The sequence below is a fragment of the Psychrobacillus sp. FSL W7-1493 genome (assembly GCF_038004905.1).
GTDB lineage: Bacteria > Bacillota > Bacilli > Bacillales_A > Planococcaceae > Psychrobacillus.
In genome coordinates, this window is sequence record NZ_JBBOSB010000002.1 from 48,770 (window position 1) to 73,158 (window position 24,389).

15 protein-coding genes, 11 tRNA genes and 6 rRNA genes are annotated in these 24,389 nt (G+C 43.6%); 26 read left to right on the top strand and 6 right to left on the bottom strand.

Annotated features, from left to right (window positions below; genetic code table 11):
* The first annotated feature begins 2 nt into the window (after positions 1-2).
* From MKX96_RS17675 to rrf (MKX96_RS17770), 20 genes are all read left to right on the top strand, one after another.
* Positions 3-176: a helix-turn-helix domain-containing protein gene (locus MKX96_RS17675; RefSeq protein WP_340886226.1), complete on the top strand. Its 174-nt coding sequence runs from the start codon at positions 3-5 to the stop codon at positions 174-176.
* On the top strand, positions 173-1,198 hold the full coding sequence (dusB, locus tag MKX96_RS17680) for a tRNA dihydrouridine synthase DusB (protein ID WP_298469509.1): 1,026 nt from the start codon (positions 173-175) through the stop codon (positions 1,196-1,198). Before MKX96_RS17675 ends, dusB begins: the two co-directional genes overlap by 4 nt.
* Positions 1,199-1,358: 160 nt before the next feature.
* Positions 1,359-2,849 (top strand): lysine--tRNA ligase, encoded by a 1,491-nt coding sequence (gene lysS, locus MKX96_RS17685; RefSeq protein WP_251557205.1) that lies wholly within the window; start codon positions 1,359-1,361, stop codon positions 2,847-2,849.
* A 379-nt stretch (positions 2,850-3,228) separates the two neighbouring features.
* A 16S ribosomal RNA gene (locus MKX96_RS17690) occupies positions 3,229-4,782 on the top strand.
* Between the two features lie 241 nt (positions 4,783-5,023).
* A 23S ribosomal RNA gene (locus MKX96_RS17695) occupies positions 5,024-7,952 on the top strand.
* A gap of 121 nt (positions 7,953-8,073) precedes the next feature.
* Positions 8,074-8,189: ribosomal RNA gene (gene rrf / locus MKX96_RS17700) — 5S ribosomal RNA — on the top strand.
* Between the two features lie 23 nt (positions 8,190-8,212).
* Positions 8,213-8,288: transfer RNA gene (locus MKX96_RS17705), tRNA-Val, on the top strand.
* A 13-nt stretch (positions 8,289-8,301) separates the two neighbouring features.
* Positions 8,302-8,377: transfer RNA gene (locus tag MKX96_RS17710), tRNA-Thr, on the top strand.
* 6 nt (positions 8,378-8,383) lie between these two features.
* Positions 8,384-8,456: transfer RNA gene (locus MKX96_RS17715), tRNA-Lys, on the top strand.
* Between the two features lie 22 nt (positions 8,457-8,478).
* Positions 8,479-8,563, top strand: a tRNA-Leu gene (locus MKX96_RS17720).
* Between the two features lie 17 nt (positions 8,564-8,580).
* Positions 8,581-8,655: transfer RNA gene (locus MKX96_RS17725), tRNA-Gly, on the top strand.
* Positions 8,656-8,670: 15 nt separating this feature from the next.
* Positions 8,671-8,759 (top strand) — tRNA-Leu (locus MKX96_RS17730).
* A 16-nt stretch (positions 8,760-8,775) separates the two neighbouring features.
* A tRNA-Arg gene (locus tag MKX96_RS17735) sits at positions 8,776-8,852 on the top strand.
* 5 nt (positions 8,853-8,857) lie between these two features.
* Positions 8,858-8,934, top strand: a tRNA-Pro gene (locus MKX96_RS17740).
* A 14-nt stretch (positions 8,935-8,948) separates the two neighbouring features.
* A tRNA-Ala gene (locus MKX96_RS17745) sits at positions 8,949-9,024 on the top strand.
* Between the two features lie 135 nt (positions 9,025-9,159).
* Positions 9,160-10,713 (top strand): 16S ribosomal RNA (locus MKX96_RS17750).
* Positions 10,714-10,822: 109 nt separating this feature from the next.
* Positions 10,823-10,899 (top strand) — tRNA-Ile (locus MKX96_RS17755).
* Positions 10,900-10,915: 16 nt separating this feature from the next.
* A tRNA-Ala gene (locus MKX96_RS17760) sits at positions 10,916-10,991 on the top strand.
* Between the two features lie 116 nt (positions 10,992-11,107).
* Positions 11,108-14,036, top strand: a 23S ribosomal RNA gene (locus MKX96_RS17765).
* Between the two features lie 87 nt (positions 14,037-14,123).
* Positions 14,124-14,239, top strand: a 5S ribosomal RNA gene (gene rrf, locus MKX96_RS17770).
* The 16S, 23S and 5S rRNA genes sit together here with 11 tRNA genes alongside, the layout of an rRNA operon.
* 564 nt (positions 14,240-14,803) lie before the next feature.
* Here rrf (MKX96_RS17770) and MKX96_RS17775 read toward each other — a convergent pair.
* The 4 genes from MKX96_RS17775 to MKX96_RS17790 are packed head-to-tail and all read right to left on the bottom strand — an operon-like array spanning position 14,804 to position 19,037.
* Positions 14,804-15,025, bottom strand: a complete 222-nt coding sequence (locus MKX96_RS17775; RefSeq protein ID WP_340886231.1) for a hypothetical protein — start codon at positions 15,023-15,025, stop codon at positions 14,804-14,806.
* Positions 15,022-16,164, bottom strand: coding sequence for a GerAB/ArcD/ProY family transporter (locus MKX96_RS17780; RefSeq protein ID WP_340886234.1), 1,143 nt, complete (start codon positions 16,162-16,164; stop codon positions 15,022-15,024). The genes MKX96_RS17775 and MKX96_RS17780 overlap by 4 nt, the downstream gene beginning before the upstream one ends.
* Before the next feature lie 28 nt (positions 16,165-16,192).
* A complete protein-coding gene (locus MKX96_RS17785; protein WP_340886236.1) occupies positions 16,193-17,407 on the bottom strand; it encodes a Ger(x)C family spore germination protein in 1,215 nt (404 codons plus the stop codon).
* A complete protein-coding gene (locus MKX96_RS17790) occupies positions 17,397-19,037 on the bottom strand; it encodes a spore germination protein (RefSeq protein WP_340886239.1) in 1,641 nt (546 codons plus the stop codon). Before MKX96_RS17790 ends, MKX96_RS17785 begins: the two co-directional genes overlap by 11 nt.
* A 533-nt stretch (positions 19,038-19,570) precedes the next feature.
* On the opposite strand from MKX96_RS17790, the gene MKX96_RS17795 reads away from it, so the two are divergent.
* On the top strand, positions 19,571-20,452 hold the full coding sequence (locus MKX96_RS17795) for an alpha/beta hydrolase (RefSeq protein ID WP_340886242.1): 882 nt from the start codon (positions 19,571-19,573) through the stop codon (positions 20,450-20,452).
* A 56-nt stretch (positions 20,453-20,508) separates the two neighbouring features.
* Complete coding sequence (locus MKX96_RS17800) at positions 20,509-20,871, top strand: hypothetical protein (RefSeq protein WP_340886244.1); 363 nt, start codon at positions 20,509-20,511, stop codon at positions 20,869-20,871.
* 57 nt (positions 20,872-20,928) lie between these two features.
* Here the strand turns inward: MKX96_RS17800 and MKX96_RS17805 are convergent, their stop codons facing one another.
* On the bottom strand, positions 20,929-21,834 hold the full coding sequence (locus tag MKX96_RS17805) for a DMT family transporter (protein ID WP_340886245.1): 906 nt from the start codon (positions 21,832-21,834) through the stop codon (positions 20,929-20,931).
* A gap of 19 nt (positions 21,835-21,853) precedes the next feature.
* Positions 21,854-22,423 (bottom strand): GNAT family N-acetyltransferase, encoded by a 570-nt coding sequence (locus tag MKX96_RS17810; RefSeq protein WP_298469812.1) that lies wholly within the window; start codon positions 22,421-22,423, stop codon positions 21,854-21,856.
* A gap of 92 nt (positions 22,424-22,515) precedes the next feature.
* Here MKX96_RS17810 and MKX96_RS17815 point away from each other — a divergent pair, with 92 nt between their 5' ends.
* The 4 genes from MKX96_RS17815 to MKX96_RS17830 are packed head-to-tail and all read left to right on the top strand — an operon-like array spanning position 22,516 to position 24,389.
* Complete coding sequence (locus MKX96_RS17815) at positions 22,516-22,713, top strand: PLDc N-terminal domain-containing protein (protein WP_340886248.1); 198 nt, start codon at positions 22,516-22,518, stop codon at positions 22,711-22,713.
* Complete coding sequence (locus tag MKX96_RS17820) at positions 22,710-23,609, top strand: ABC transporter ATP-binding protein (protein WP_340886250.1); 900 nt, start codon at positions 22,710-22,712, stop codon at positions 23,607-23,609. The genes MKX96_RS17815 and MKX96_RS17820 overlap by 4 nt, the downstream gene beginning before the upstream one ends.
* Complete coding sequence (locus MKX96_RS17825) at positions 23,606-23,959, top strand: ABC transporter permease subunit (RefSeq protein WP_340886252.1); 354 nt, start codon at positions 23,606-23,608, stop codon at positions 23,957-23,959. Before MKX96_RS17820 ends, MKX96_RS17825 begins: the two co-directional genes overlap by 4 nt.
* On the top strand, positions 23,898-24,389 hold the full coding sequence (locus tag MKX96_RS17830; RefSeq protein ID WP_340886254.1) for a hypothetical protein: 492 nt from the start codon (positions 23,898-23,900) through the stop codon (positions 24,387-24,389). Before MKX96_RS17825 ends, MKX96_RS17830 begins: the two co-directional genes overlap by 62 nt.

The following is a 24,389-nucleotide window of genomic DNA, read 5'->3' on the forward strand; positions in this document are numbered from 1 at the left end:
AGATGATCAAGCAAGTCGAGCTTGCAAAAGAAATGGATATGTCTGTGTCTATACTTGGGAAAATTGAACAAGGTAAGCGCGCTCCAACCGAAGCACAGTTGGAAAAGATTGCTGCCATACTTGATATAAAGATAGAGGAACTAAAAGGAGAAATAGAGGCAGGTGAAGATAAATGACAAATGCACCGACTAAGCCATTTCAAATTGGTAACCATGTAATGGATAACCGAGTGGTTTTGGCACCCATGGCTGGTATTTGTAACTCAGCATTCCGTCTAACGGTTAAAGAGTTTGGCGCGGGACTTGTCTATGCTGAAATGATTAGCGATAAGGGGATTGTTCAAAAAAATGAAAGAACATTAAGCATGCTTTACATTGATGAACGTGAAAATCCATTGTCACTGCAAATCTTTGGCGGAGAAAAAGAAACGCTAGTAGCTGCAGCGCAATATGTTGACCAGCACACTTCAGCCGATATTATTGATATTAACATGGGTTGCCCAGTGAATAAGATTATAAAATGTGAGGCTGGGGCAAGATGGCTCTTGGACCCTAACAAAATCTATGAGATGGTATCTGCAGTTGTAGATAATGTAAAAAAACCGGTAAGTGTAAAAATGCGTACAGGCTGGGATGAAGAACACTTATATATGGTAGAAAATGCACAAGCAGTCGAGCGCGCTGGTGGAGCAGCCGTTGCCGTACACGGACGTACTCGTGTACAAATGTATGAGGGAGAAGCAAACTGGGACTTAATACGACAAGTGAAAGAAGCAGTTAATATTCCTGTCATCGGTAATGGGGACGTGAACACTCCACAAGATGCAAAACGTATGTTAGATGAAACAGGCGTTGATGGTGTAATGATCGGACGAGCAGCATTAGGTGATCCATGGATGATTTATCGTACAGTGGAATATCTTGAAACAGGCGAGCTAAAGCCTGAACCTACTGTGCAAGAGAAGATTGACGTATGTTTATTACATTTTGATCGGCTGACTGCTCTTAAGGGAGAGCATATTGCGGTCCGTGAAATGCGTAAGCATGCATCTTGGTATCTTAAAGGGATCCGTGGAAACGGGACGGCTAGAAATATGATTAACCAAACAGAAACTGCACAAGAGCTGAAGGATTACTTGCGCTTCTTTGCAGAAGAGTCTTTAAAGGAATATAATGAGGCTAGCACAATTCTTGCTTAATTTAGTGGGCTGTCACATCAAGTGACGGCTCTTTCCGTTTTTTATTTAGTCGTTAGGTTCAGTGGCAGAAATAAAAGATGAAGTAAACACTGAAATTGTGTACAATAAATGCAACGTAAAGGATACTTGCGAATAATAGATTGTAAAAGGAGTGAAGGAAATGTCTAACATGGAAGAATTAAATGATCAACTTTTGGTGAGACGCCAGAAGATGACTACGATACAAGAAAAAGGATTAGATCCATTTGGCGGAAAGTTTGAAAGAACTCATTTAAGTGACCAAGTCGTTTCTGAATTTGAAGAGTTCACAAAAGAGCAGTTAGAAGAAACGCCTCACGAAGTAGTAATAGCTGGGCGAATCATGACGAAGCGCGGAAAAGGAAAAGCTGGGTTTGCGCATATACAAGATCTAGGCGGCCAAATTCAGATTTATGTACGAAAAGATGCAATTGGTGAAGATGCTTACGAGCTATTTACTACAGCAGACTTAGGTGACATCGTAGGCGTTCGAGGTAAAGTATTTAGAACTCAGGTAGGTGAATTGTCAGTAAAAGCAACAGAGTTTACCTTCTTAACTAAATCCTTACGTCCAATGCCAGAGAAATTCCACGGGTTAAAAGATGTTGAACAACGCTACCGTCAACGCTACTTAGATTTAATGACTAGTGCTGAAAGCAAAAACACTTTTATCACTAGAAGCCGTATTATTCAATCTATGCGTCGTTACTTAGATAGCCAAGGCTATTTAGAAGTAGAGACACCATTGTTACATACTGTAGCAGGGGGAGCAGCAGCTCGTCCGTTTATTACTCATCACAATGCATTAGATATGGAGCTTTATTTACGAATTGCAATTGAATTACACTTAAAGCGTCTAATTGTAGGTGGTTTAGAAAAGGTTTATGAAATAGGCCGTGTATTCCGTAATGAAGGTGTATCTACTCGTCATAATCCTGAATTTACAATGATTGAGTTATATGAGGCATACGCTGACTATAAAGACATCATGAATCTAACAGAAAATCTAGTAGCACATGTTGCTCAAGAAGTTCTTGGTTCTACTACAGTTATGTATGGAGATGATGAGATCAATCTTGCTCCTGGTTGGAGACGCTGGCATATGGCAGATGCAGTCAAAGAGACTTCAGGAGTTGATTTCTGGAAAGAGATGACGAAAGAAGAAGCTCATGCCTTGGCTAAAGAACATGGAGTAGAAGTTAAACCTTCTATGGAAGTGGGACATGTACTAAACGAATTCTTTGAACAAAAGGTAGAAGAAACTTTAGTTCAACCAACATTTATTTATGGACATCCAGTAGAAGTTTCTCCACTTGCGAAGAAAAATCCAGAGGATGGACGTTTTACAGATCGCTTTGAGCTGTTTATTGTTCGTCGTGAGCATGCTAATGCTTTCACAGAGTTAAATGATCCTATCGATCAACGTAATCGCTTTGAAGCGCAATTAGAAGAGAAAGCTGCTGGAAACGATGAAGCACATGAAATGGATGAAGATTTCTTAGAGGCATTAGAATATGGAATGCCACCAACAGGTGGACTAGGAATTGGAATAGATCGTTTGGTAATGTTATTAACAAACTCCCCGTCTATTCGCGATGTTTTATTATTCCCTACGATGCGTCATAGAGATTAAAGAGCTTAAGAATGGGACACTACTAGTAGTAGTGTCTCTTTCTATTTATACGACTATATATTGGGTGAGAATTATTTTAATTATTTTACTTTTAAAAAGCCCTTGTAAAAGGTGCTGGCAGGGTGGTATAGTAATCAAGTTCCCAATTTTACTTCTAAATCTCACAAAAATAACTTGAAAAAAGTTGTTGACATTGAAAAGTAGATTTGGTAAGATAATAAAGTCGCCAAAACGAACGGCGCAATGAACATTGAAAACTGAACATGCAAAACGTTAAGACATATAGCATCAACAAGCTTCGGCTTGATTGACGCAAAACAATTTTTGACATCATTTAATGATGATGCCAGCAAAACAAAATGAGCTTTTTAAGTTCTCTATTATGGAGAGTTTGATCCTGGCTCAGGACGAACGCTGGCGGCGTGCCTAATACATGCAAGTCGAGCGGATGATGAAGAAGCTTGCTTCTTCTGATTTAGCGGCGGACGGGTGAGTAACACGTGGGCAACCTGCCCTGTAGATTGGGATAACTCCGGGAAACCGGGGCTAATACCGAATAATCCATTCCCTCACATGAGGAAATGTTAAAAGACGGTTTCGGCTGTCACTACAGGATGGGCCCGCGGCGCATTAGCTAGTTGGTGAGGTAACGGCTCACCAAGGCGACGATGCGTAGCCGACCTGAGAGGGTGATCGGCCACACTGGGACTGAGACACGGCCCAGACTCCTACGGGAGGCAGCAGTAGGGAATCTTCCACAATGGACGAAAGTCTGATGGAGCAACGCCGCGTGAGTGAAGAAGGTTTTCGGATCGTAAAACTCTGTTGTGAGGGAAGAACAAGTACGAGAGTAACTGCTCGTACCTTGACGGTACCTCATTAGAAAGCCACGGCTAACTACGTGCCAGCAGCCGCGGTAATACGTAGGTGGCAAGCGTTGTCCGGAATTATTGGGCGTAAAGCGCGCGCAGGCGGTCCTTTAAGTCTGATGTGAAAGCCCACGGCTCAACCGTGGAGGGTCATTGGAAACTGGGGGACTTGAGTACAGAAGAGGAAAGCGGAATTCCAAGTGTAGCGGTGAAATGCGTAGAGATTTGGAGGAACACCAGTGGCGAAGGCGGCTTTCTGGTCTGTAACTGACGCTGAGGCGCGAAAGCGTGGGGAGCAAACAGGATTAGATACCCTGGTAGTCCACGCCGTAAACGATGAGTGCTAAGTGTTAGGGGGTTTCCGCCCCTTAGTGCTGCAGCTAACGCATTAAGCACTCCGCCTGGGGAGTACGGTCGCAAGACTGAAACTCAAAGGAATTGACGGGGGCCCGCACAAGCGGTGGAGCATGTGGTTTAATTCGAAGCAACGCGAAGAACCTTACCAGGTCTTGACATCCCGCTGACCGGCCTAGAGATAGGCTTTTCCCTTCGGGGACAGCGGTGACAGGTGGTGCATGGTTGTCGTCAGCTCGTGTCGTGAGATGTTGGGTTAAGTCCCGCAACGAGCGCAACCCTTGATCTTAGTTGCCAGCATTCAGTTGGGCACTCTAAGGTGACTGCCGGTGATAAACCGGAGGAAGGTGGGGATGACGTCAAATCATCATGCCCCTTATGACCTGGGCTACACACGTGCTACAATGGACGGTACAGAGGGTCGCAACCCCGCGAGGGTGAGCAAATCCCATAAAACCGTTCTCAGTTCGGATTGTAGGCTGCAACTCGCCTACATGAAGCCGGAATCGCTAGTAATCGTGGATCAGCATGCCACGGTGAATACGTTCCCGGGCCTTGTACACACCGCCCGTCACACCACGAGAGTTTGTAACACCCGAAGTCGGTGGGGTAACCCTTTTGGGAGCCAGCCGCCGAAGGTGGGACAGATGATTGGGGTGAAGTCGTAACAAGGTAGCCGTATCGGAAGGTGCGGCTGGATCACCTCCTTTCTAAGGATATATTCGGAATACAGATCTTTATCTGTATCTTAACGTTTTGCAGTTCAGTTTTGAATGTTCATTCTATATGAGCATTTAAAGCTTTTTAACTTGCTCCTGCGATTACTCGTCGCAAAGGAACAAGCTTTGTTCTTTGAAAACTGGATAAAACGACATCAAAAAAAGAAACAAACGCAAGATATTCAAATTGTGATCACTTACGTGATTGCAAGTGTAGTACTTTTAACTTTTAGGTTAAGTTAATAAGGGCGCACGGTGGATGCCTTGGCACTAGGAGTCGATGAAGGACGGCACTAACACCGATATGCTTCGGGGAGCTGTAAGTGAGCTTCGATCCGAAGATTTCCGAATGGGGAAACCCACTGCCCGTAATGGGGCAGTACATTTGCGTGAATACATAGCGCATCTGAGACACACCCAGGGAACTGAAACATCTAAGTACCTGGAGGAAGAGAAAGAAAATTCGATTCCCTGAGTAGCGGCGAGCGAAACGGGAAGAGCCCAAACCAAGAGGCTTGCCTCTTGGGGTTGTAGGACACTCTATACGGAGTTACAAAAGAATGAGCTAGACGAAGCGACCTGGAAAGGTCCGCAGGATAGGGTAAAAGCCCCGTAGTCAAAAGTTCATTCCCTCCAGAGTGTATCCTGAGTACGGCGGAACACGTGAAATTCCGTCGGAATCCGGGAGGACCATCTCCCAAGGCTAAATACTACCTAGTGACCGATAGTGAACCAGTACCGTGAGGGAAAGGTGAAAAGCACCCCGGAAGGGGAGTGAAATAGACCCTGAAACCGTGTGCCTACAAATAGTCAAAGCCCGTTAACGGGTGATGGCGTGCCTTTTGTAGAATGAACCGGCGAGTTACGATTACATGCGAGGTTAAGTTGAGAAGACGGAGCCGCAGCGAAAGCGAGTCTGAATAGGGCGAATGAGTATGTGGTCGTAGACCCGAAACCAGGTGATCTACCCATGTCCAGGATGAAGGTGAGGTAACACTTACTGGAGGTCCGAACCCACGCACGTTGAAAAGTGCGGGGATGAGGTGTGGGTAGCGGAGAAATTCCAATCGAACCTGGAGATAGCTGGTTCTCTCCGAAATAGCTTTAGGGCTAGCCTCAAACGTTAGAATCTTGGAGGTAGAGCACTGTTTGGACTAGGGGCCCATCCCGGGTTACCGAATTCAGACAAACTCCGAATGCCAATGATTTATGTTTGGGAGTCAGACTGCGAGTGATAAGATCCGTAGTCAAGAGGGAAACAGCCCAGACCACCAGCTAAGGTCCCAAAGTATTTGTTAAGTGGAAAAGGATGTGGCGTTGCTTAGACAACCAGGATGTTGGCTTAGAAGCAGCCATCATTTAAAGAGTGCGTAATAGCTCACTGGTCGAGTGACGCTGCGCCGAAAATGTATCGGGGCTAAACAAATCACCGAAGCTGTGGATTGATACCTTTGGTATCAGTGGTAGGAGAGCGTTCTAAGGGCGTTGAAGTCAGACCGGAAGGACTGGTGGAGCGCTTAGAAGTGAGAATGCCGGTATGAGTAGCGAAAGATGGGTGAGAATCCCATCCACCGTATGACTAAGGTTTCCTGAGGAAGGCTCGTCCGCTCAGGGTTAGTCGGGACCTAAGTCGAGGCCGATAGGCGTAGACGATGGACAACAGGTTGATATTCCTGTACCACCACCCCACCGTTTGAGTGATGGGGGGACGCAGTAGGATAGGGTAAGCGTGCTGTTGGTTATGCACGTCCAAGCAGTGAGGTGTGAGTGTAGGCAAATCCGCACTCTGTAACATTGAGCTGTGATGGCAAGGACGTATGTCCGGAGTTCCTGATTTCACACTGCCAAGAAAAGCCTCTAACGAGGTGGGAGGTGCCCGTACCGCAAACCGACACAGGTAGTCGAGGAGAGAATCCTAAGGTGAGCGAGAGAACTCTCGTTAAGGAACTCGGCAAAATGACCCCGTAACTTCGGGAGAAGGGGTGCTCTTTTGGGTGAATAGCCTAGAAGAGCCGCAGTGAATAGGCCCAGGCGACTGTTTAGCAAAAACACAGGTCTCTGCAAAACCGTAAGGTGAAGTATAGGGGCTGACGCCTGCCCGGTGCTGGAAGGTTAAGAGGAGTGCTTAGCGCAAGCGAAGGTGCGAATTGAAGCCCCAGTAAACGGCGGCCGTAACTATAACGGTCCTAAGGTAGCGAAATTCCTTGTCGGGTAAGTTCCGACCCGCACGAAAGGCGTAACGATCTGGGCACTGTCTCAACGAGAGACTCGGTGAAATTATAGTACCTGTGAAGATGCAGGTTACCCGCGACAGGACGGAAAGACCCCGTGGAGCTTTACTGTAGCTTGATATTGAATTTTGGTGCAACTTGTACAGGATAGGTAGGAGCCTTAGAGCCCGGAGCGCCAGCTTCGGAGGAGGCGTCGGTGGGATACTACCCTGGTTGTATTGAAATTCTAACCCATACCCGTAACCCGGGTAGGAGACAGTGTCAGGCGGGCAGTTTGACTGGGGCGGTCGCCTCCTAAAGTGTAACGGAGGCGCCCAAAGGTTCCCTCAGAATGGTTGGAAATCATTCGAAGAGTGTAAAGGCAGAAGGGAGCTTGACTGCGAGACCTACAAGTCGAGCAGGGTCGAAAGACGGGCTTAGTGATCCGGTGGTTCCGCATGGAAGGGCCATCGCTCAACGGATAAAAGCTACCCCGGGGATAACAGGCTTATCTCCCCCAAGAGTCCACATCGACGGGGAGGTTTGGCACCTCGATGTCGGCTCATCGCATCCTGGGGCTGTAGTCGGTCCCAAGGGTTGGGCTGTTCGCCCATTAAAGCGGTACGCGAGCTGGGTTCAGAACGTCGTGAGACAGTTCGGTCCCTATCCGTCGTGGGCGTAGGAAATTTGAGAGGAGCTGTCCTTAGTACGAGAGGACCGGGATGGACACACCGCTGGTGTACCAGTTGTTCTGCCAAGGGCATCGCTGGGTAGCTATGTGTGGACGGGATAAGTGCTGAAAGCATCTAAGCACGAAGCCCCCCTCAAGATGAGATTTCCCATTACGCAAGTAAGTAAGATCCCTCAAAGACGATGAGGTAGATAGGTTCGGGGTGGAAGCGTGGCGACACGTGCAGCTGACGAATACTAATCGATCGAGGACTTAACCAAATTGTTTGTTTCTAAGATGTCAGTTTATTCAGTTTTGAAAGAATAAATTTTTATTAAATTAATGCTTGTAATAATCTACATAGTTGATATAATAGAACTTGTCTTTCAATAATTATTCAAGTCTAGTGATGATGGCGAAGAGGTCACACCCGTTCCCATACCGAACACGGAAGTTAAGCTCTTCAGCGCCGATGGTAGTTGGGGGTCTCCCCCTGCAAGAGTAGGACGTCGCTGGGCTTGCAATAAAAAAATATTACCCAGGAGGATTAGCTCAGCTGGGAGAGCATCTGCCTTACAAGCAGAGGGTCGGCGGTTCGAGCCCGTCATCCTCCACCATAATTTTACTCCTGCCGGAGTAGCTCAACTGGTAGAGCAACTGACTTGTAATCAGTAGGTTGAGGGTTCAAGTCCTTTCTCCGGCACCATTTTCCGAGCCATTAGCTCAGTTGGTAGAGCATCTGACTTTTAATCAGAGGGTCGAAGGTTCGAGTCCTTCATGGCTCATTCACTTTTGTGAAATAAATATGCGGGTGTGGCGGAACTGGCAGACGCACTAGACTTAGGATCTAGCGCCGCAAGGCGTGGGGGTTCGACTCCCTTCACCCGCACCACTTAACTTAATAACCGAGCGGAAGTAGTTCAGTGGTAGAACACCACCTTGCCAAGGTGGGGGTCGCGAGTTCGAACCTCGTCTTCCGCTCCAAAGATTCATTGAAGTGCCGGGGTGGCGGAACTGGCAGACGCACAGGACTTAAAATCCTGCGGTAGGTGACTACCGTACCGGTTCGATTCCGGTCCTCGGCACCACTTTTATGAATAATTAGCGCCCGTAGCTCAATTGGATAGAGCGTCTGACTACGGATCAGAAGGTTGTGGGTTCGACTCCTGCCGGGCGCGCCATATAACGGGAAGTAGCTCAGCTTGGTAGAGCACTTGGTTTGGGACCAAGGGGTCGCAGGTTCGAATCCTGTCTTCCCGACCAGTTATTATTATTTCGGGGCCTTAGCTCAGCTGGGAGAGCGCCTGCCTTGCACGCAGGAGGTCAGCGGTTCGATCCCGCTAGGCTCCACCATGAACATTGAAAACTGAACATGCAAAACGTTAAGACATACAGCATCAACAAGCTTCGGCTTGATTGACGCAAAACAATTTTTGACATCATTTAATGATGATGCCAGCAAAACAAAATGAGCTTTTTAAGTTCTCTATTATGGAGAGTTTGATCCTGGCTCAGGACGAACGCTGGCGGCGTGCCTAATACATGCAAGTCGAGCGGATGATGAAGAAGCTTGCTTCTTCTGATTTAGCGGCGGACGGGTGAGTAACACGTGGGCAACCTGCCCTGTAGATTGGGATAACTCCGGGAAACCGGGGCTAATACCGAATAATCCATTACCTCACATGAGGAAATGTTAAAAGACGGTTTCGGCTGTCACTACAGGATGGGCCCGCGGCGCATTAGCTAGTTGGTGAGGTAACGGCTCACCAAGGCGACGATGCGTAGCCGACCTGAGAGGGTGATCGGCCACACTGGGACTGAGACACGGCCCAGACTCCTACGGGAGGCAGCAGTAGGGAATCTTCCACAATGGACGAAAGTCTGATGGAGCAACGCCGCGTGAGTGAAGAAGGTTTTCGGATCGTAAAACTCTGTTGTGAGGGAAGAACAAGTACGAGAGTAACTGCTCGTACCTTGACGGTACCTCATTAGAAAGCCACGGCTAACTACGTGCCAGCAGCCGCGGTAATACGTAGGTGGCAAGCGTTGTCCGGAATTATTGGGCGTAAAGCGCGCGCAGGCGGTCCTTTAAGTCTGATGTGAAAGCCCACGGCTCAACCGTGGAGGGTCATTGGAAACTGGGGGACTTGAGTACAGAAGAGGAAAGCGGAATTCCAAGTGTAGCGGTGAAATGCGTAGAGATTTGGAGGAACACCAGTGGCGAAGGCGGCTTTCTGGTCTGTAACTGACGCTGAGGCGCGAAAGCGTGGGGAGCAAACAGGATTAGATACCCTGGTAGTCCACGCCGTAAACGATGAGTGCTAAGTGTTAGGGGGTTTCCGCCCCTTAGTGCTGCAGCTAACGCATTAAGCACTCCGCCTGGGGAGTACGGTCGCAAGACTGAAACTCAAAGGAATTGACGGGGGCCCGCACAAGCGGTGGAGCATGTGGTTTAATTCGAAGCAACGCGAAGAACCTTACCAGGTCTTGACATCCCGCTGACCGGCCTAGAGATAGGCTTTTCCCTTCGGGGACAGCGGTGACAGGTGGTGCATGGTTGTCGTCAGCTCGTGTCGTGAGATGTTGGGTTAAGTCCCGCAACGAGCGCAACCCTTGATCTTAGTTGCCAGCATTCAGTTGGGCACTCTAAGGTGACTGCCGGTGATAAACCGGAGGAAGGTGGGGATGACGTCAAATCATCATGCCCCTTATGACCTGGGCTACACACGTGCTACAATGGACGGTACAGAGGGTCGCAACCCCGCGAGGGTGAGCAAATCCCATAAAACCGTTCTCAGTTCGGATTGTAGGCTGCAACTCGCCTACATGAAGCCGGAATCGCTAGTAATCGTGGATCAGCATGCCACGGTGAATACGTTCCCGGGCCTTGTACACACCGCCCGTCACACCACGAGAGTTTGTAACACCCGAAGTCGGTGGGGTAACCCTTTTGGGAGCCAGCCGCCGAAGGTGGGACAGATGATTGGGGTGAAGTCGTAACAAGGTAGCCGTATCGGAAGGTGCGGCTGGATCACCTCCTTTCTAAGGATATATTCGGAATACAGATCTTTATCTGTATCTTAACGTTTTGCAGTTCAGTTTTGAATGTTCATGTATATTAATATTTTTAATAGATATGGAAATTCAAAGAGGGCCTATAGCTCAGCTGGTTAGAGCGCACGCCTGATAAGCGTGAGGTCGATGGTTCGAGTCCATTTAGGCCCACCATACCTTTTTTTATTTCGGGGCCTTAGCTCAGCTGGGAGAGCGCCTGCCTTGCACGCAGGAGGTCAGCGGTTCGATCCCGCTAGGCTCCACCAACGAAATAATTTGTTCTTTGAAAACTGGATAAAACGACATCAAAAAAAGAAACAAACGCAAGATATTCAAATTGTGATCACTTACGTGATTGCAAGTGTAGTACTTTTAACTTTTAGGTTAAGTTAATAAGGGCGCACGGTGGATGCCTTGGCACTAGGAGTCGATGAAGGACGGCACTAACACCGATATGCTTCGGGGAGCTGTAAGTGAGCTTCGATCCGAAGATTTCCGAATGGGGAAACCCACTGCCCGTAATGGGGCAGTACATTTGCGTGAATACATAGCGCATCTGAGACACACCCAGGGAACTGAAACATCTAAGTACCTGGAGGAAGAGAAAGAAAATTCGATTCCCTGAGTAGCGGCGAGCGAAACGGGAAGAGCCCAAACCAAGAGGCTTGCCTCTTGGGGTTGTAGGACACTCTATACGGAGTTACAAAAGAATGAGCTAGACGAAGCGACCTGGAAAGGTCCGCAGGATAGGGTAAAAGCCCCGTAGTCAAAAGTTCATTCCCTCCAGAGTGTATCCTGAGTACGGCGGAACACGTGAAATTCCGTCGGAATCCGGGAGGACCATCTCCCAAGGCTAAATACTACCTAGTGACCGATAGTGAACCAGTACCGTGAGGGAAAGGTGAAAAGCACCCCGGAAGGGGAGTGAAATAGACCCTGAAACCGTGTGCCTACAAATAGTCAAAGCCCGTTAACGGGTGATGGCGTGCCTTTTGTAGAATGAACCGGCGAGTTACGATTACATGCGAGGTTAAGTTGAGAAGACGGAGCCGCAGCGAAAGCGAGTCTGAATAGGGCGAATGAGTATGTGGTCGTAGACCCGAAACCAGGTGATCTACCCATGTCCAGGATGAAGGTGAGGTAACACTTACTGGAGGTCCGAACCCACGCACGTTGAAAAGTGCGGGGATGAGGTGTGGGTAGCGGAGAAATTCCAATCGAACCTGGAGATAGCTGGTTCTCTCCGAAATAGCTTTAGGGCTAGCCTCAAACGTTAGAATCTTGGAGGTAGAGCACTGTTTGGACTAGGGGCCCATCCCGGGTTACCGAATTCAGACAAACTCCGAATGCCAATGATTTATGTTTGGGAGTCAGACTGCGAGTGATAAGATCCGTAGTCAAGAGGGAAACAGCCCAGACCACCAGCTAAGGTCCCAAAGTATTTGTTAAGTGGAAAAGGATGTGGCGTTGCTTAGACAACCAGGATGTTGGCTTAGAAGCAGCCATCATTTAAAGAGTGCGTAATAGCTCACTGGTCGAGTGACGCTGCGCCGAAAATGTATCGGGGCTAAACAAATCACCGAAGCTGTGGATTGATACCTTTGGTATCAGTGGTAGGAGAGCGTTCTAAGGGCGTTGAAGTCAGACCGGAAGGACTGGTGGAGCGCTTAGAAGTGAGAATGCCGGTATGAGTAGCGAAAGATGGGTGAGAATCCCATCCACCGTATGACTAAGGTTTCCTGAGGAAGGCTCGTCCGCTCAGGGTTAGTCGGGACCTAAGTCGAGGCCGATAGGCGTAGACGATGGACAACAGGTTGATATTCCTGTACCACCACCCCACCGTTTGAGTGATGGGGGGACGCAGTAGGATAGGGTAAGCGTGCTGTTGGTTATGCACGTCCAAGCAGTGAGGTGTGAGTGTAGGCAAATCCGCACTCTGTAACATTGAGCTGTGATGGCAAGGACGTATGTCCGGAGTTCCTGATTTCACACTGCCAAGAAAAGCCTCTAACGAGGTGGGAGGTGCCCGTACCGCAAACCGACACAGGTAGTCGAGGAGAGAATCCTAAGGTGAGCGAGAGAACTCTCGTTAAGGAACTCGGCAAAATGACCCCGTAACTTCGGGAGAAGGGGTGCTCTTTTGGGTGAATAGCCTAGAAGAGCCGCAGTGAATAGGCCCAGGCGACTGTTTAGCAAAAACACAGGTCTCTGCAAAACCGTAAGGTGAAGTATAGGGGCTGACGCCTGCCCGGTGCTGGAAGGTTAAGAGGAGTGCTTAGCGCAAGCGAAGGTGCGAATTGAAGCCCCAGTAAACGGCGGCCGTAACTATAACGGTCCTAAGGTAGCGAAATTCCTTGTCGGGTAAGTTCCGACCCGCACGAAAGGCGTAACGATCTGGGCACTGTCTCAACGAGAGACTCGGTGAAATTATAGTACCTGTGAAGATGCAGGTTACCCGCGACAGGACGGAAAGACCCCGTGGAGCTTTACTGTAGCTTGATATTGAATTTTGGTGCAACTTGTACAGGATAGGTAGGAGCCTTAGAGCCCGGAGCGCCAGCTTCGGAGGAGGCGTCGGTGGGATACTACCCTGGTTGTATTGAAATTCTAACCCATACCCGTAACCCGGGTAGGAGACAGTGTCAGGCGGGCAGTTTGACTGGGGCGGTCGCCTCCTAAAGTGTAACGGAGGCGCCCAAAGGTTCCCTCAGAATGGTTGGAAATCATTCGAAGAGTGTAAAGGCAGAAGGGAGCTTGACTGCGAGACCTACAAGTCGAGCAGGGTCGAAAGACGGGCTTAGTGATCCGGTGGTTCCGCATGGAAGGGCCATCGCTCAACGGATAAAAGCTACCCCGGGGATAACAGGCTTATCTCCCCCAAGAGTCCACATCGACGGGGAGGTTTGGCACCTCGATGTCGGCTCATCGCATCCTGGGGCTGTAGTCGGTCCCAAGGGTTGGGCTGTTCGCCCATTAAAGCGGTACGCGAGCTGGGTTCAGAACGTCGTGAGACAGTTCGGTCCCTATCCGTCGTGGGCGTAGGAAATTTGAGAGGAGCTGTCCTTAGTACGAGAGGACCGGGATGGACACACCGCTGGTGTACCAGTTGTTCTGCCAAGGGCATCGCTGGGTAGCTATGTGTGGACGGGATAAGTGCTGAAAGCATCTAAGCACGAAGCCCCCCTCAAGATGAGATTTCCCATTACGCAAGTAAGTAAGATCCCTCAAAGACGATGAGGTAGATAGGTTCGGGGTGGAAGCGTGGCGACACGTGCAGCTGACGAATACTAATCGATCGAGGACTTAACCAAATTGTTTGTTTCGATTAATGATGTCTTTTATCCAGTTTTGAGTGAACAACTCTGAGGGTTTCAATCATGTATTGAAAGCCGAAAAGGTCTAGTGATGATGGCGAAGAGGTCACACCCGTTCCCATACCGAACACGGAAGTTAAGCTCTTCAGCGCCGATGGTAGTTGGGGGTCTCTCCCTGCAAGAGTAGGACGTCGCTGGGCAACTAAAGGAAGTCGTCACCGAGTAATCGGTGGCGGCTTTTTTGTTTTGTTTAAAATGAAAAAAAGCCGAAGGCACTCTCTCCCTAAGAAAGTGAGCGAGAAGCCGGAGGGGCAAAGAGTTCGAGGAAGCAAGGAAGAGAGGCTCGGAGCGTATGGCATACGCGAGAACCGAACGACTGCGGCTGACAAAGAAATCTGCCGCCCATCTGGTTTCGGAGCCGCCGATGGTAGTTGGAGGGTCCCCCTGCAAGAGTAGGACGTCGCTGGGCACCAAAGAAAGTCGTCACCGAGTAATCGGTGGCGGCTTTTTTATTTTGTTTAAGACTATTTAATTGCCTTTAAAAAACAAAAAAGACTAGGACCAATATCAGATTTTCCGACTGATTGGGATTTAAGCATTGACTTCCCTCGTTGTTATTTATATCTTAAAAAAGGTTTTTATGTATGTAAGGTAATTCCTAAACAATTGTTTTCCTATTTGAAATTAGGATTTGCAAACCACGAATAAAAGCTTGTGATTAAAGCTAGAACTGAATAGAAATATCTTTCCTATTTTTATCCCTGTTATTTCTGTTTTCTTTTATTATAAAATGCACGGACTTGACCACCAGCTATGAGAACAATTAAGAGAAAAAAAATAACTTGCTCTGCTACTTCCATCACTAGAAAGGGTCTAATAGCATTATTAATGGAAGTGTTTAGGTCAAATCCTAAAAGGATGTCCATACTCAGAGAAAAAATAGTTAAAAATATGAACATCAGAATAGAAATACCAATTATCTTCATTTTTTATCACGCTCCACTAAACGATACTTCCTTTTTGGAAATTTTCTTTTCTTATTGTTGTTCTTAATAAATGCAATCAGAAGTAACAGAATAGGAATAATTACTTGAAGTGGAAGATGTAAAAAAAGGGGGATCACATAAAGCCCTTCTTTAACATGTTCAGAAAAATTACTGGCGATGGTTATGGATAGAATCAGGATTGCTAGTCCTAATGGGAAAGCTAGTCGCGCGGATTCTTTGACTTTAAATAAATTGGCCGTTCCTACTACAGATGCATAGAAAAATAAGCACATTTTAAAAAATACACCGATAACCGCTAATAGTATAAAATAAACGTCTAGCCGTTCTAAAAAACCGGCTACCTCCATCGTTTGTATAGTAGAAAGAAGGGGAAAGGGTGAACGGGTAATGTTATTTACACCAAGGACACTAACATTTATAGCCATGACTAATGCTAATATGAGTCCGCTGATTCCTATTGCTAATAAACCAATTCGTTTTCCTTTTTCGGGTCGATTTAAATAGGGAAGAATCATAGCAAATATAATTACCTCCCCAAATGGAAAGTATAGCGTTTGAGTAAATGTCGTTTTTAGAACGGGCATGATGCCTTCTTCAAGAACAGGTTCTAAGTTAGATATTTGTATTATCCCAGAAAAAGCTATCAAAAATAAACCACTAATCCCAAGTAAAAAGATTAGAACAAATAGTAATTCACTTGTACGAGCTAATACCTCAATACCCTTACGAATCGTATATATAACTAAAAGAACCATCAATGTATTCAAAATAAATAATGGGGTTTGCCAATAAAAGGATGTAATTAGCATTTCTCCAAAATCCCTCAACACTCTTGCAGAAAGATATATAAAATAGAGTACGTAAATGAATGCGAATACTTTCCCTAAAAAACTTCCAATAATTTTTTGTATATATTCAGTTGGAGGTATGTCTGGAAAATATGAAAAGAGACCATAATAGATCAAATATAAGCAAAGACCACCAACCATACCCATTATAATAGCAAGCCATGCATCCTGATTTGCTTCTATTGCAATTGGTACCAACAAGGCACTACCAAGTTCAAACAAGACAATTAGAATGAAAAGCTGGTATGCGCTGATTTTTGCTTTTTCCAATGATTTTTACCCCATTTCTTTACAATTATTATTTCAAATCGGAAAGGTATGAATTGGTCCTATTACCGGACCGTCGTATAAACACCTCTACCTTCACATTAACCTCTAAGTTTGGAAAATATATGTCATTCCAATCATCGTTCATTTTTTTCCATTTTTTCGGATTAGAACGACGAACCACTTCCCCAAACCCAAAAATATCTGATCTATTTTCCTGCGTTTTTGCAATAGTCTTTTCTAATTGCTTTTTAATTTCTTTTTCTAATTCCTTTTCTATATCCAAAATTTCATAAGGATCTGATAAATTAATTTGTGATCTTACTTCGCGAATATCACCCTCCGCTCTTACATTAACAGTAATTACTGGGAGGTCGTTTGTAGTATTAGCTGAGACTTTTGTTTTTTGACGGACTACGTTGTAAACTAGGGTATTATCTTGTCCTTTCCAGTCTAATGTCACGTCTGTCTGTTGGATTTTATTCAAAATCCATACTACTCCTCTGGACATCTCACCTTGATACCAGTCAACCAACTTTCCTTCTTTAAAAATGGCCAGTCCGTCAGATTCAAGATTGGTATCCTGTTCAGACTGTTGAATGTTCTCCATTTTTTTTCCTTGTTGGATATCTCCTTTTAAGCTAAATCCGCTAATAATTGTTTCCTTTCCTGCAGAAGTGAGAGTAGTAATAACATCCTGAAGGGTAACTTTCATACTTTCTCCTCTAACACTTTCTGTATTCTGTAAAGTTCCGTTCACTTTCTCCGCTGGAATCTTATCAATGGCAGTCAAAGATTTAAGAAGATCGCCTGCTTTTGTTTGATGGGCTATTACAACCCTTGATGTCATTCGAATTTCAGGGTCACGTTCAAAGGCATCTAAAATGTCGGTAATGCCTTCTTCCCTTGCTAATTCCTCACCAATAACAATCAAATTTGCATGTGCGTGATATAGCCTTCTTGAGATTTTAGTTGTCGCATGGAAATGTGCTTCCAGAACACTGTCTCCCATAGCTGTGTATACGGTAACCGTGGGGCTTTGGCCACTGCCTCCACCTTGAAGTCCTCCTGCTACGTTTCCGGGATTGATAAGTTGAATGGTCTTGACATACTTGCCCTCTTCATTTTTATCAATCGCCATGGCAGATATTATTGCAATTTCATTTAACTCTTTTTGACTCCAACATCCTGAGATGAAAACTGCGCTTGTCATAATCAAGAAAAGAAGAAACCATTTACGATTCATTCTGTTCACCTTTTTCCCTGTTAGTTGTATTTTTCATAATACGAGTACGAGGAGGCTGTGGTTTTTGATTTTCTCCTTGACTAACCCTATTTTGACCACTAATCAATCGGGGTCTTTTCTTATAGGCCCAAATGGGTCTTCGGAAAATAGTATCCCCTGCTTCCTCACGGATAAATGGTGCAAGAGGTGACATATAAGGGACACCGAAAGAACGTAAGCTGCATAAGTGAACTATCAACAGAATAAACACTAGAATAATTCCATAAAAACCGAATGTAGCTGCACTAATCATAAAAATAAATCTAACCAAACGAGCAGATATTGCAACAGCATAGGAAGGTGTAGCAAAACTGGCGATTGCAGTCAAAGAGACTACTATTACCATTGCAGGTGACACGATCCCGGCCTGTATTGCTGCCTGTCCGATGACAAGTGCTCCTACTATAGAAATAGTGGATCCCATTGCTTTGGGCATACGAATACCAGCTTCTCTTAAAATTTCAAAAGTTATTTCCATTATAAGTGCTTCTATAAATGCAGGAAACGGAACAGATTCCCTTTGTGCAGCAATAATAATAGTCAACTCTGTTGGAATCATTTCCTGATGAAAAGTGGTAGCTGCAATGTAAATAGCAGGACCGACAAGGGATATAAAGAAGACTACAGTACGCAAAAAGCGAATAGCCGATGAGATATCAAAACGTTCATAATAATCTTCAACTGACTGAAAAAAATCTATAAATAGGGCGGGAACCAGTAATACAAAAGGAGTTCCATTTACAAAAATGGCGATTTTTCCTTCCAACAAATTACCTGCCACACTATCTGGCCTTTCGGTATGATATATCGTAGGAAAAGTTGTATTTGTTTGATCTTCTATTAGCTGTTCAATATATCCGGATTCCAAAATGCCATCAATGTTTATTCTATTTAAACGTTTACGTACTTCTTCTATGATTTCATTATTTGCGATGCCATTTATATACATAATTGAAACTTCAGTTTTAGTTATTTTGCCAATATGGATGGACTCAACCCATAGGTCTGTATTATTAATTATTCGGCGAACCATGGCTGTATTTGTCTCTATGGACTCATTAAATGCTTCTTTAGATCCTCGAATAGAAACATCTGTAGTAGATTCTTGAACAGACCGTCTCTGTCCACCTTGTGTGCTTGCACAAACTCCTTTACTTACTCCATCGATGAGGATAATAGTTTCACCTGACATTAATGCGGATAGTAGTTTTGTCCAGTCACTAACTACTTTTATTTCGCCCACAGCAATTACATCTACGGTGAGAGCTTCTAACACGTCTAGTGGTATGAGCTTTTCACTTAAATTTTGGTTATTCATAATTGAATCTATTACAAAATCTTTAACCGATTGATTGTCAACCATCCCTTTTATATATAAAAGAGCTATTTTTATTTGAAAATTATGTCCAATTTTTAAATGGCGGATTACGATATCTGAACTGTTTCCTGTTTTTTGTTTAATGATTTCAAGATTCTTGGATAAAGAGCCTTCTATTAGGTTAGGTGGTCTATTGTTAGTTTGTTTTTGATTGTTTATCTCTAGGATCTTTTTATCATTTATTTGTTTCTTTCGTTTTAAAAATGAAAACATGGCTCAAATACCTTTCTTTTTTAACCCATTTTGTTCATGATAGAACTTTTTTAAACACACATAGAAAAAGATAAGTCATAAATATAAGTCAACTGGGAGATTTCTCTTGAAACTTTTTCATCATACACACGATTTAAGGTGCTAATTATCCGGAATATAAAACGCCTTGTTGTCTTTTGCTAACAACTTATTTGAAGGTTGTCTGTTTGAATTATTGGGTAGAACGAGCAGGTGCTATACATATATAACGGATTCTTCTTTTATAGGGTAAAGGGTATTAAGTCAATTAACTGTAAACAGTTAAAACACATCACTTCTATTGATTGCAGCGGAAAGCGTCCGCCGAGAGCGAATATCAATTATACTCTAAACATATAAAAGCACATAAAAAATCACTATTTTCTATTAATTGTTCGGGTTTTAGTTTAAAAATATAAATCTGTATGTTTACAATTTTTCCAAACATTATCAAAAAATTTTACTTTCCTTCTCTTAAACTGTTATACTCGAAGTAGAGCAGAGGGGGAATGACTATGGCACATAAGAAAATTCTTATTTTAACCATTTTAACTTTCTTAATAGTACTTTCTGGATGTAATAGTAAACAAGGGGGAGATAATGTGTCTGAATCCAAAGAAGAATCAAAGCAAACTGTATCTTTGGAAAAAGTAGAAGGAGTATGGGAGGGGTCCATTAACGTACCTAATCAACCACTCCCCATTACAGTAAAATTCATAAAAGAAGATGGGAAAATTAGTATTCCAATTCAAGGGTTAAACAACCATCCACTTACTAACATTACTTTAAATGATAAGAATATTACCTTTAACATGCCACTTCCAGGACAAAAAATTACCTTTGTAGGAAAGCTAGCGGATGAAAAAATTACAGGAACGTTTACACAACAAGGTCAGTCATTTCCATTTGAACTTACTAAATCAGATGATGTAGCTAAGGATGAACAGTTAGAAGAAATAACAGTACATGGAGGCAAAATGACTGCACAATTAAAGATTCCTGAAGAGGAAGGACCGTTCCCACTCATGATTATCATTGCCGGTTCAGGTCCAACTGATCGTGACGGTAACTCCTTACTCATGGTAGGCAAGAACAATAGTTTAAAAATGTTGGCAGAAGAGTTATCGAAAGAAGGGATTGCGAGTATTCGCTATGATAAAAGGGGAGTGGGGCAAAACATTGCTCTTGCCAGTAAGGAAGAAGACTTAAAATTTGATCACTATATAGAAGATGCTATAGCATGGGCAGATTTTGCTAAAGAAGACAAACGATTTAGTGAGATTGGTTTTATAGGCCATAGCGAAGGATCTCTTGTGGGAATGGTTGCTGCTCAAAAGGTAGGTGCCGATTTATTTATATCACTAGCAGCGCAGGGAGATCAGTCGATGAGATTTTAAAAGAACAATTAAATTCACAGTTGCCAAATGAACTTCTGAATGAAGCCCAAAAAATAATGGAGATGCTTAAACAAGGCCAACAGGTAGAAGAAGTCTCGGATCAGCTACAAACCATTTTCAGACAGTCCGTCCAGCCTTATATGATCTCATGGTTACAATATAATCCATCGGAACAGATCCAACAATTAGAGTCTAGAACATTAATTGTAAATGGTACATTTGATATTCAAGTTCCAAGCAATGATGCAACATTATTACATCAGGCCAAGGTGGACTCTGAGCTTCTAATAATTGAAAAAATGAACCATGTGCTAAAAGAATCTCCATCTGATGAGGCAGGGAATATGGCGACATATACAGATCCAAGTCTACCGTTAGCAGAAGGTCTAATGGATGGAATAATTGAATTTATAAAGTAAAACACCAGAAACCGAACAAATAAAAAAAACGCTGAACGGTGAGTTCAGCGTTTCGACCTACACAATAGGCTTTTGTTGCTTTTGCTTTCTTCGAATATCTGCAATCGTTGGGATACACATACCTATCAGTATAATGAGGATACCGATAACTTGTAACCAAGTAAGTGCCTCGCTTAATACAAGTACAGACACCATTACAGCTACAGGTAATTCCATTGCACTTAGAATAGATGAAACTGCGCCGCCAACTTTTGGTACAGCGATTACGAAGAAATAAATAGGGATAATGATACCTAGTAATCCTAAGCCTAGTCCCAAGTAAAGTAGAGATTCCGTAAATAGTTTACCGTTCCACATGATTTCTGGACTTTGGAAGACAGAGATCATTAAAGCGGCAATAAAGGAAACCCAAAGTAAACGAGTAGTAGTATTCATTCCCTCTACTTGTTTAGTATTAATGTTCATATTAAGTGAGAAGGAAATCGCTGCTGCGAAACCATATACCCAGCCTCTCCAGTCAATTCCACTCAAATCGACATCTAATACCCCTGCAGCTAGCAGTGTACCGGCGAATAAAATAACAAGGGAGATAACTTCTGCTCGAGAAGGTAATCTTTTTCTTATTATACAATCAATCAAAGTACCGATCCACGTAAACTGGAAGAGCATGACTACTGCTAGGGAGGCTGGTAAATATATAAGGGCTTGTCCATAGACAATACCCGTAGTTGCTGTAAAAATCCCTGCTAACAGTATAATTTTAAACCCGCCATAAAGACGTGGTATTTTTCTTTGTGTCACCATGTAGATGACTAATGCTAATAGGAAACCAACAATGTACTGACTAGAAACAGCTTCTGAAGCTGTATAGCCTTGTCCAATTGCTAATTTTACCATAGTTGATAAAGTCCCGTAACAGCTGGCTGCGAAGACAACCATTAAGGGGTAGATCCATAATTTCATAACCTTGCTTCTCCTTCAATCAGGGGCCTACCGTTTTCACCATGTGATAGAAAGGCTCGCCGATAATTGTCCAAGGACAAACATTTTCAAATCCTAGACGATTATATAAGCGGATTGCAGCCTCTTTCTCAGTTTCTACATTCAAGGAGAGTTTCCCGCCACCGTTATTTTTGACTACTTTTTCAGCAAAATTTAATAGCTTCGTTCCAATGCCATGTCCACGATAGGCTGGATCGACAACTACAGTATCTATATACCATTCGCCAGGTAGCGTCTCTTTATCTATCGTCACCTGTTCACCCTTTTTGGCTGAGAGATACTGCTCTAAATTAGCATCCAAAGTAACTGCTTGTTCAGCAGTATAAAAAACTAGTACTCCAGCAATTTGACCTTCCATTTCTGCAACGTAGGTATTTAAATAGGAATGACGATTGCTGGTTTGAGTAAATAAGTGAATGAACTCCTGGGTGATCGCTGATTCTTCAGTTTCTCCAGTCATTTGCATCGAAATGTCACCGATTGCTTCCATAATTAGAGGAACTGATGATTCGGCATCTGCTTTAATAGCTTTTCTTATTACAATTTCCATTCAATTCACCCCCCAATTTGCTATTATAACATAGTTTGTGAAAGCTTTCTTTTATAAAAGCTATAATTGGAAATTAAAAAGGAGGAATCATATTGGATCTTTCAACAATACCTTGGGAATTAATATTACCCATTATTATTTTACAATTTATTTTAATGATTGTTGCCTTTGTAGATTTGATAAAGGTATACGACACAAATGGTCCTAAGTGGCTTTGGGTAATAATTATTTTCATATCAGGAATAATAGGTTCTATTATCTATTTCATAGTGGGGAGGCGTAACGAATGAATACATTACTAACTGTTCAATCATTAACCAAGCAATATGGAAGAGAAAAAGTAGTGAAAGATGTTTCCTTTTCATTAATGAAAAATACTTCAACAGCCTTAATCGGTCCTAATGGTGCAGGTAAAACCACTACACTTTCTATGCTCACGGGACTAGTAAATCCAACGTTTGGCGATATTATTCTGAAGGAGAATAAGGAGGACGCACGTAGAATGATAGGGTTTTTACCGCAATATCCTAAGTTTTTCTCATGGCTTTCTGCAATTGAATTTACAGAGATGACTGCAAAGTTAAGTGGGGTAGATGCTAGAGTTGCCGTGAAGGAGTCAGAGAAAATCTTAGATTTTGTGGGGCTCGGTAATGTAAAAAAGAAAAAAACAGGTACGTTTTCAGGAGGGATGAAACAACGATTAGGATTAGCACAGGCAATTGTACATAATCCATCCCTTCTTTTATTAGATGAACCAGTTTCTGCATTGGATCCAGTAGGCAGAAGAGAGATTTTAAATCTTTTAAAGGAACTTCAAGAAAGAACTACTATTCTTTATTCGACCCATATTTTAAATGATGCGGAAGAAATGACGGATCAGCTATTATTTTTGAGAAATGGTGAGCTGGTGGAGCAAGGTTCATTATCGGATGTACGTGAAAAATACGCAAACCCTATGATTAAAATTATCTTTTCCTTAGAAGAAGAGGCTAAAGTTTTTGCAAGTAGCTCCCCTTGGAATGTAAAACAAGAAGGGTCCTCTGTCTGTATTCCTATAAGGGAAAACGAACCGCGAATGCAAGAGATTTTAGCATATGCGTCTTTAGGAGATTGGACTGTTCAAAGGATAGAGAAGGCATCGGCTAATCTCGAAGAAATATTTATGCAGGTGGTGAACAAACAATGAATACATTTCTTGTTTTGTTTCAAAAGGAATGGAGAGAAAACATCCGTAATTTTAAGATTCTCTGGATTCCTCTTGTGTTTATTCTATTTGGGATTACAGAGCCTGTCATGAACTACTACATGCCTCAAATCCTAAGCTCTGTTGGAAATTTACCTGAAGGAACAGTCATTGAATTTCCTTCCATGACCTCTGAACAAATATTAATGTCCACCATTAGTCAATATCAGTTAATCGGCATGTTAGTAGTTATTCTAGCTTTTTCGGGTATTATTTCAAGGGAACGAAAGAATGGCACGGCAACTTTATTATACGTTCGACCACTTTCATTTAACAGGTTATGTAGGAAGTAAATTGGCGATCTTGAGTATAATTGTTTTAGGTAGTTTTATTTTAGGAATAGTAGCTAGCTTATATTATACATCCATACTTTTTGGAGCGATAGATTTCTTAAGTTTTATAGAATTTACTAGTATTTATGTTCTGTGGCTTTTATTCGTAATTAGTATTGTTTTATTTACTAGTGCTGCCTTATCAACTGGAATGGCTTCTACGGTGTCTTTTGTTTTGGTAATAATTGTTCAGGTTATAGACGGGCTACTAGGCACATACTGGACTATCTCCCCATGGAAGTTGCCAATGTATGCTGGTTATGTTTTGAACGGTGATGTTGAAAGTAGCTCATATATATGGAGTATCTTAATTACGATATTAGCAATCAGCTTCTTATTGATGGGGGCAGTTTTTTTTACCAAAAACAACGTCTGGAAAGCTAAAATATAA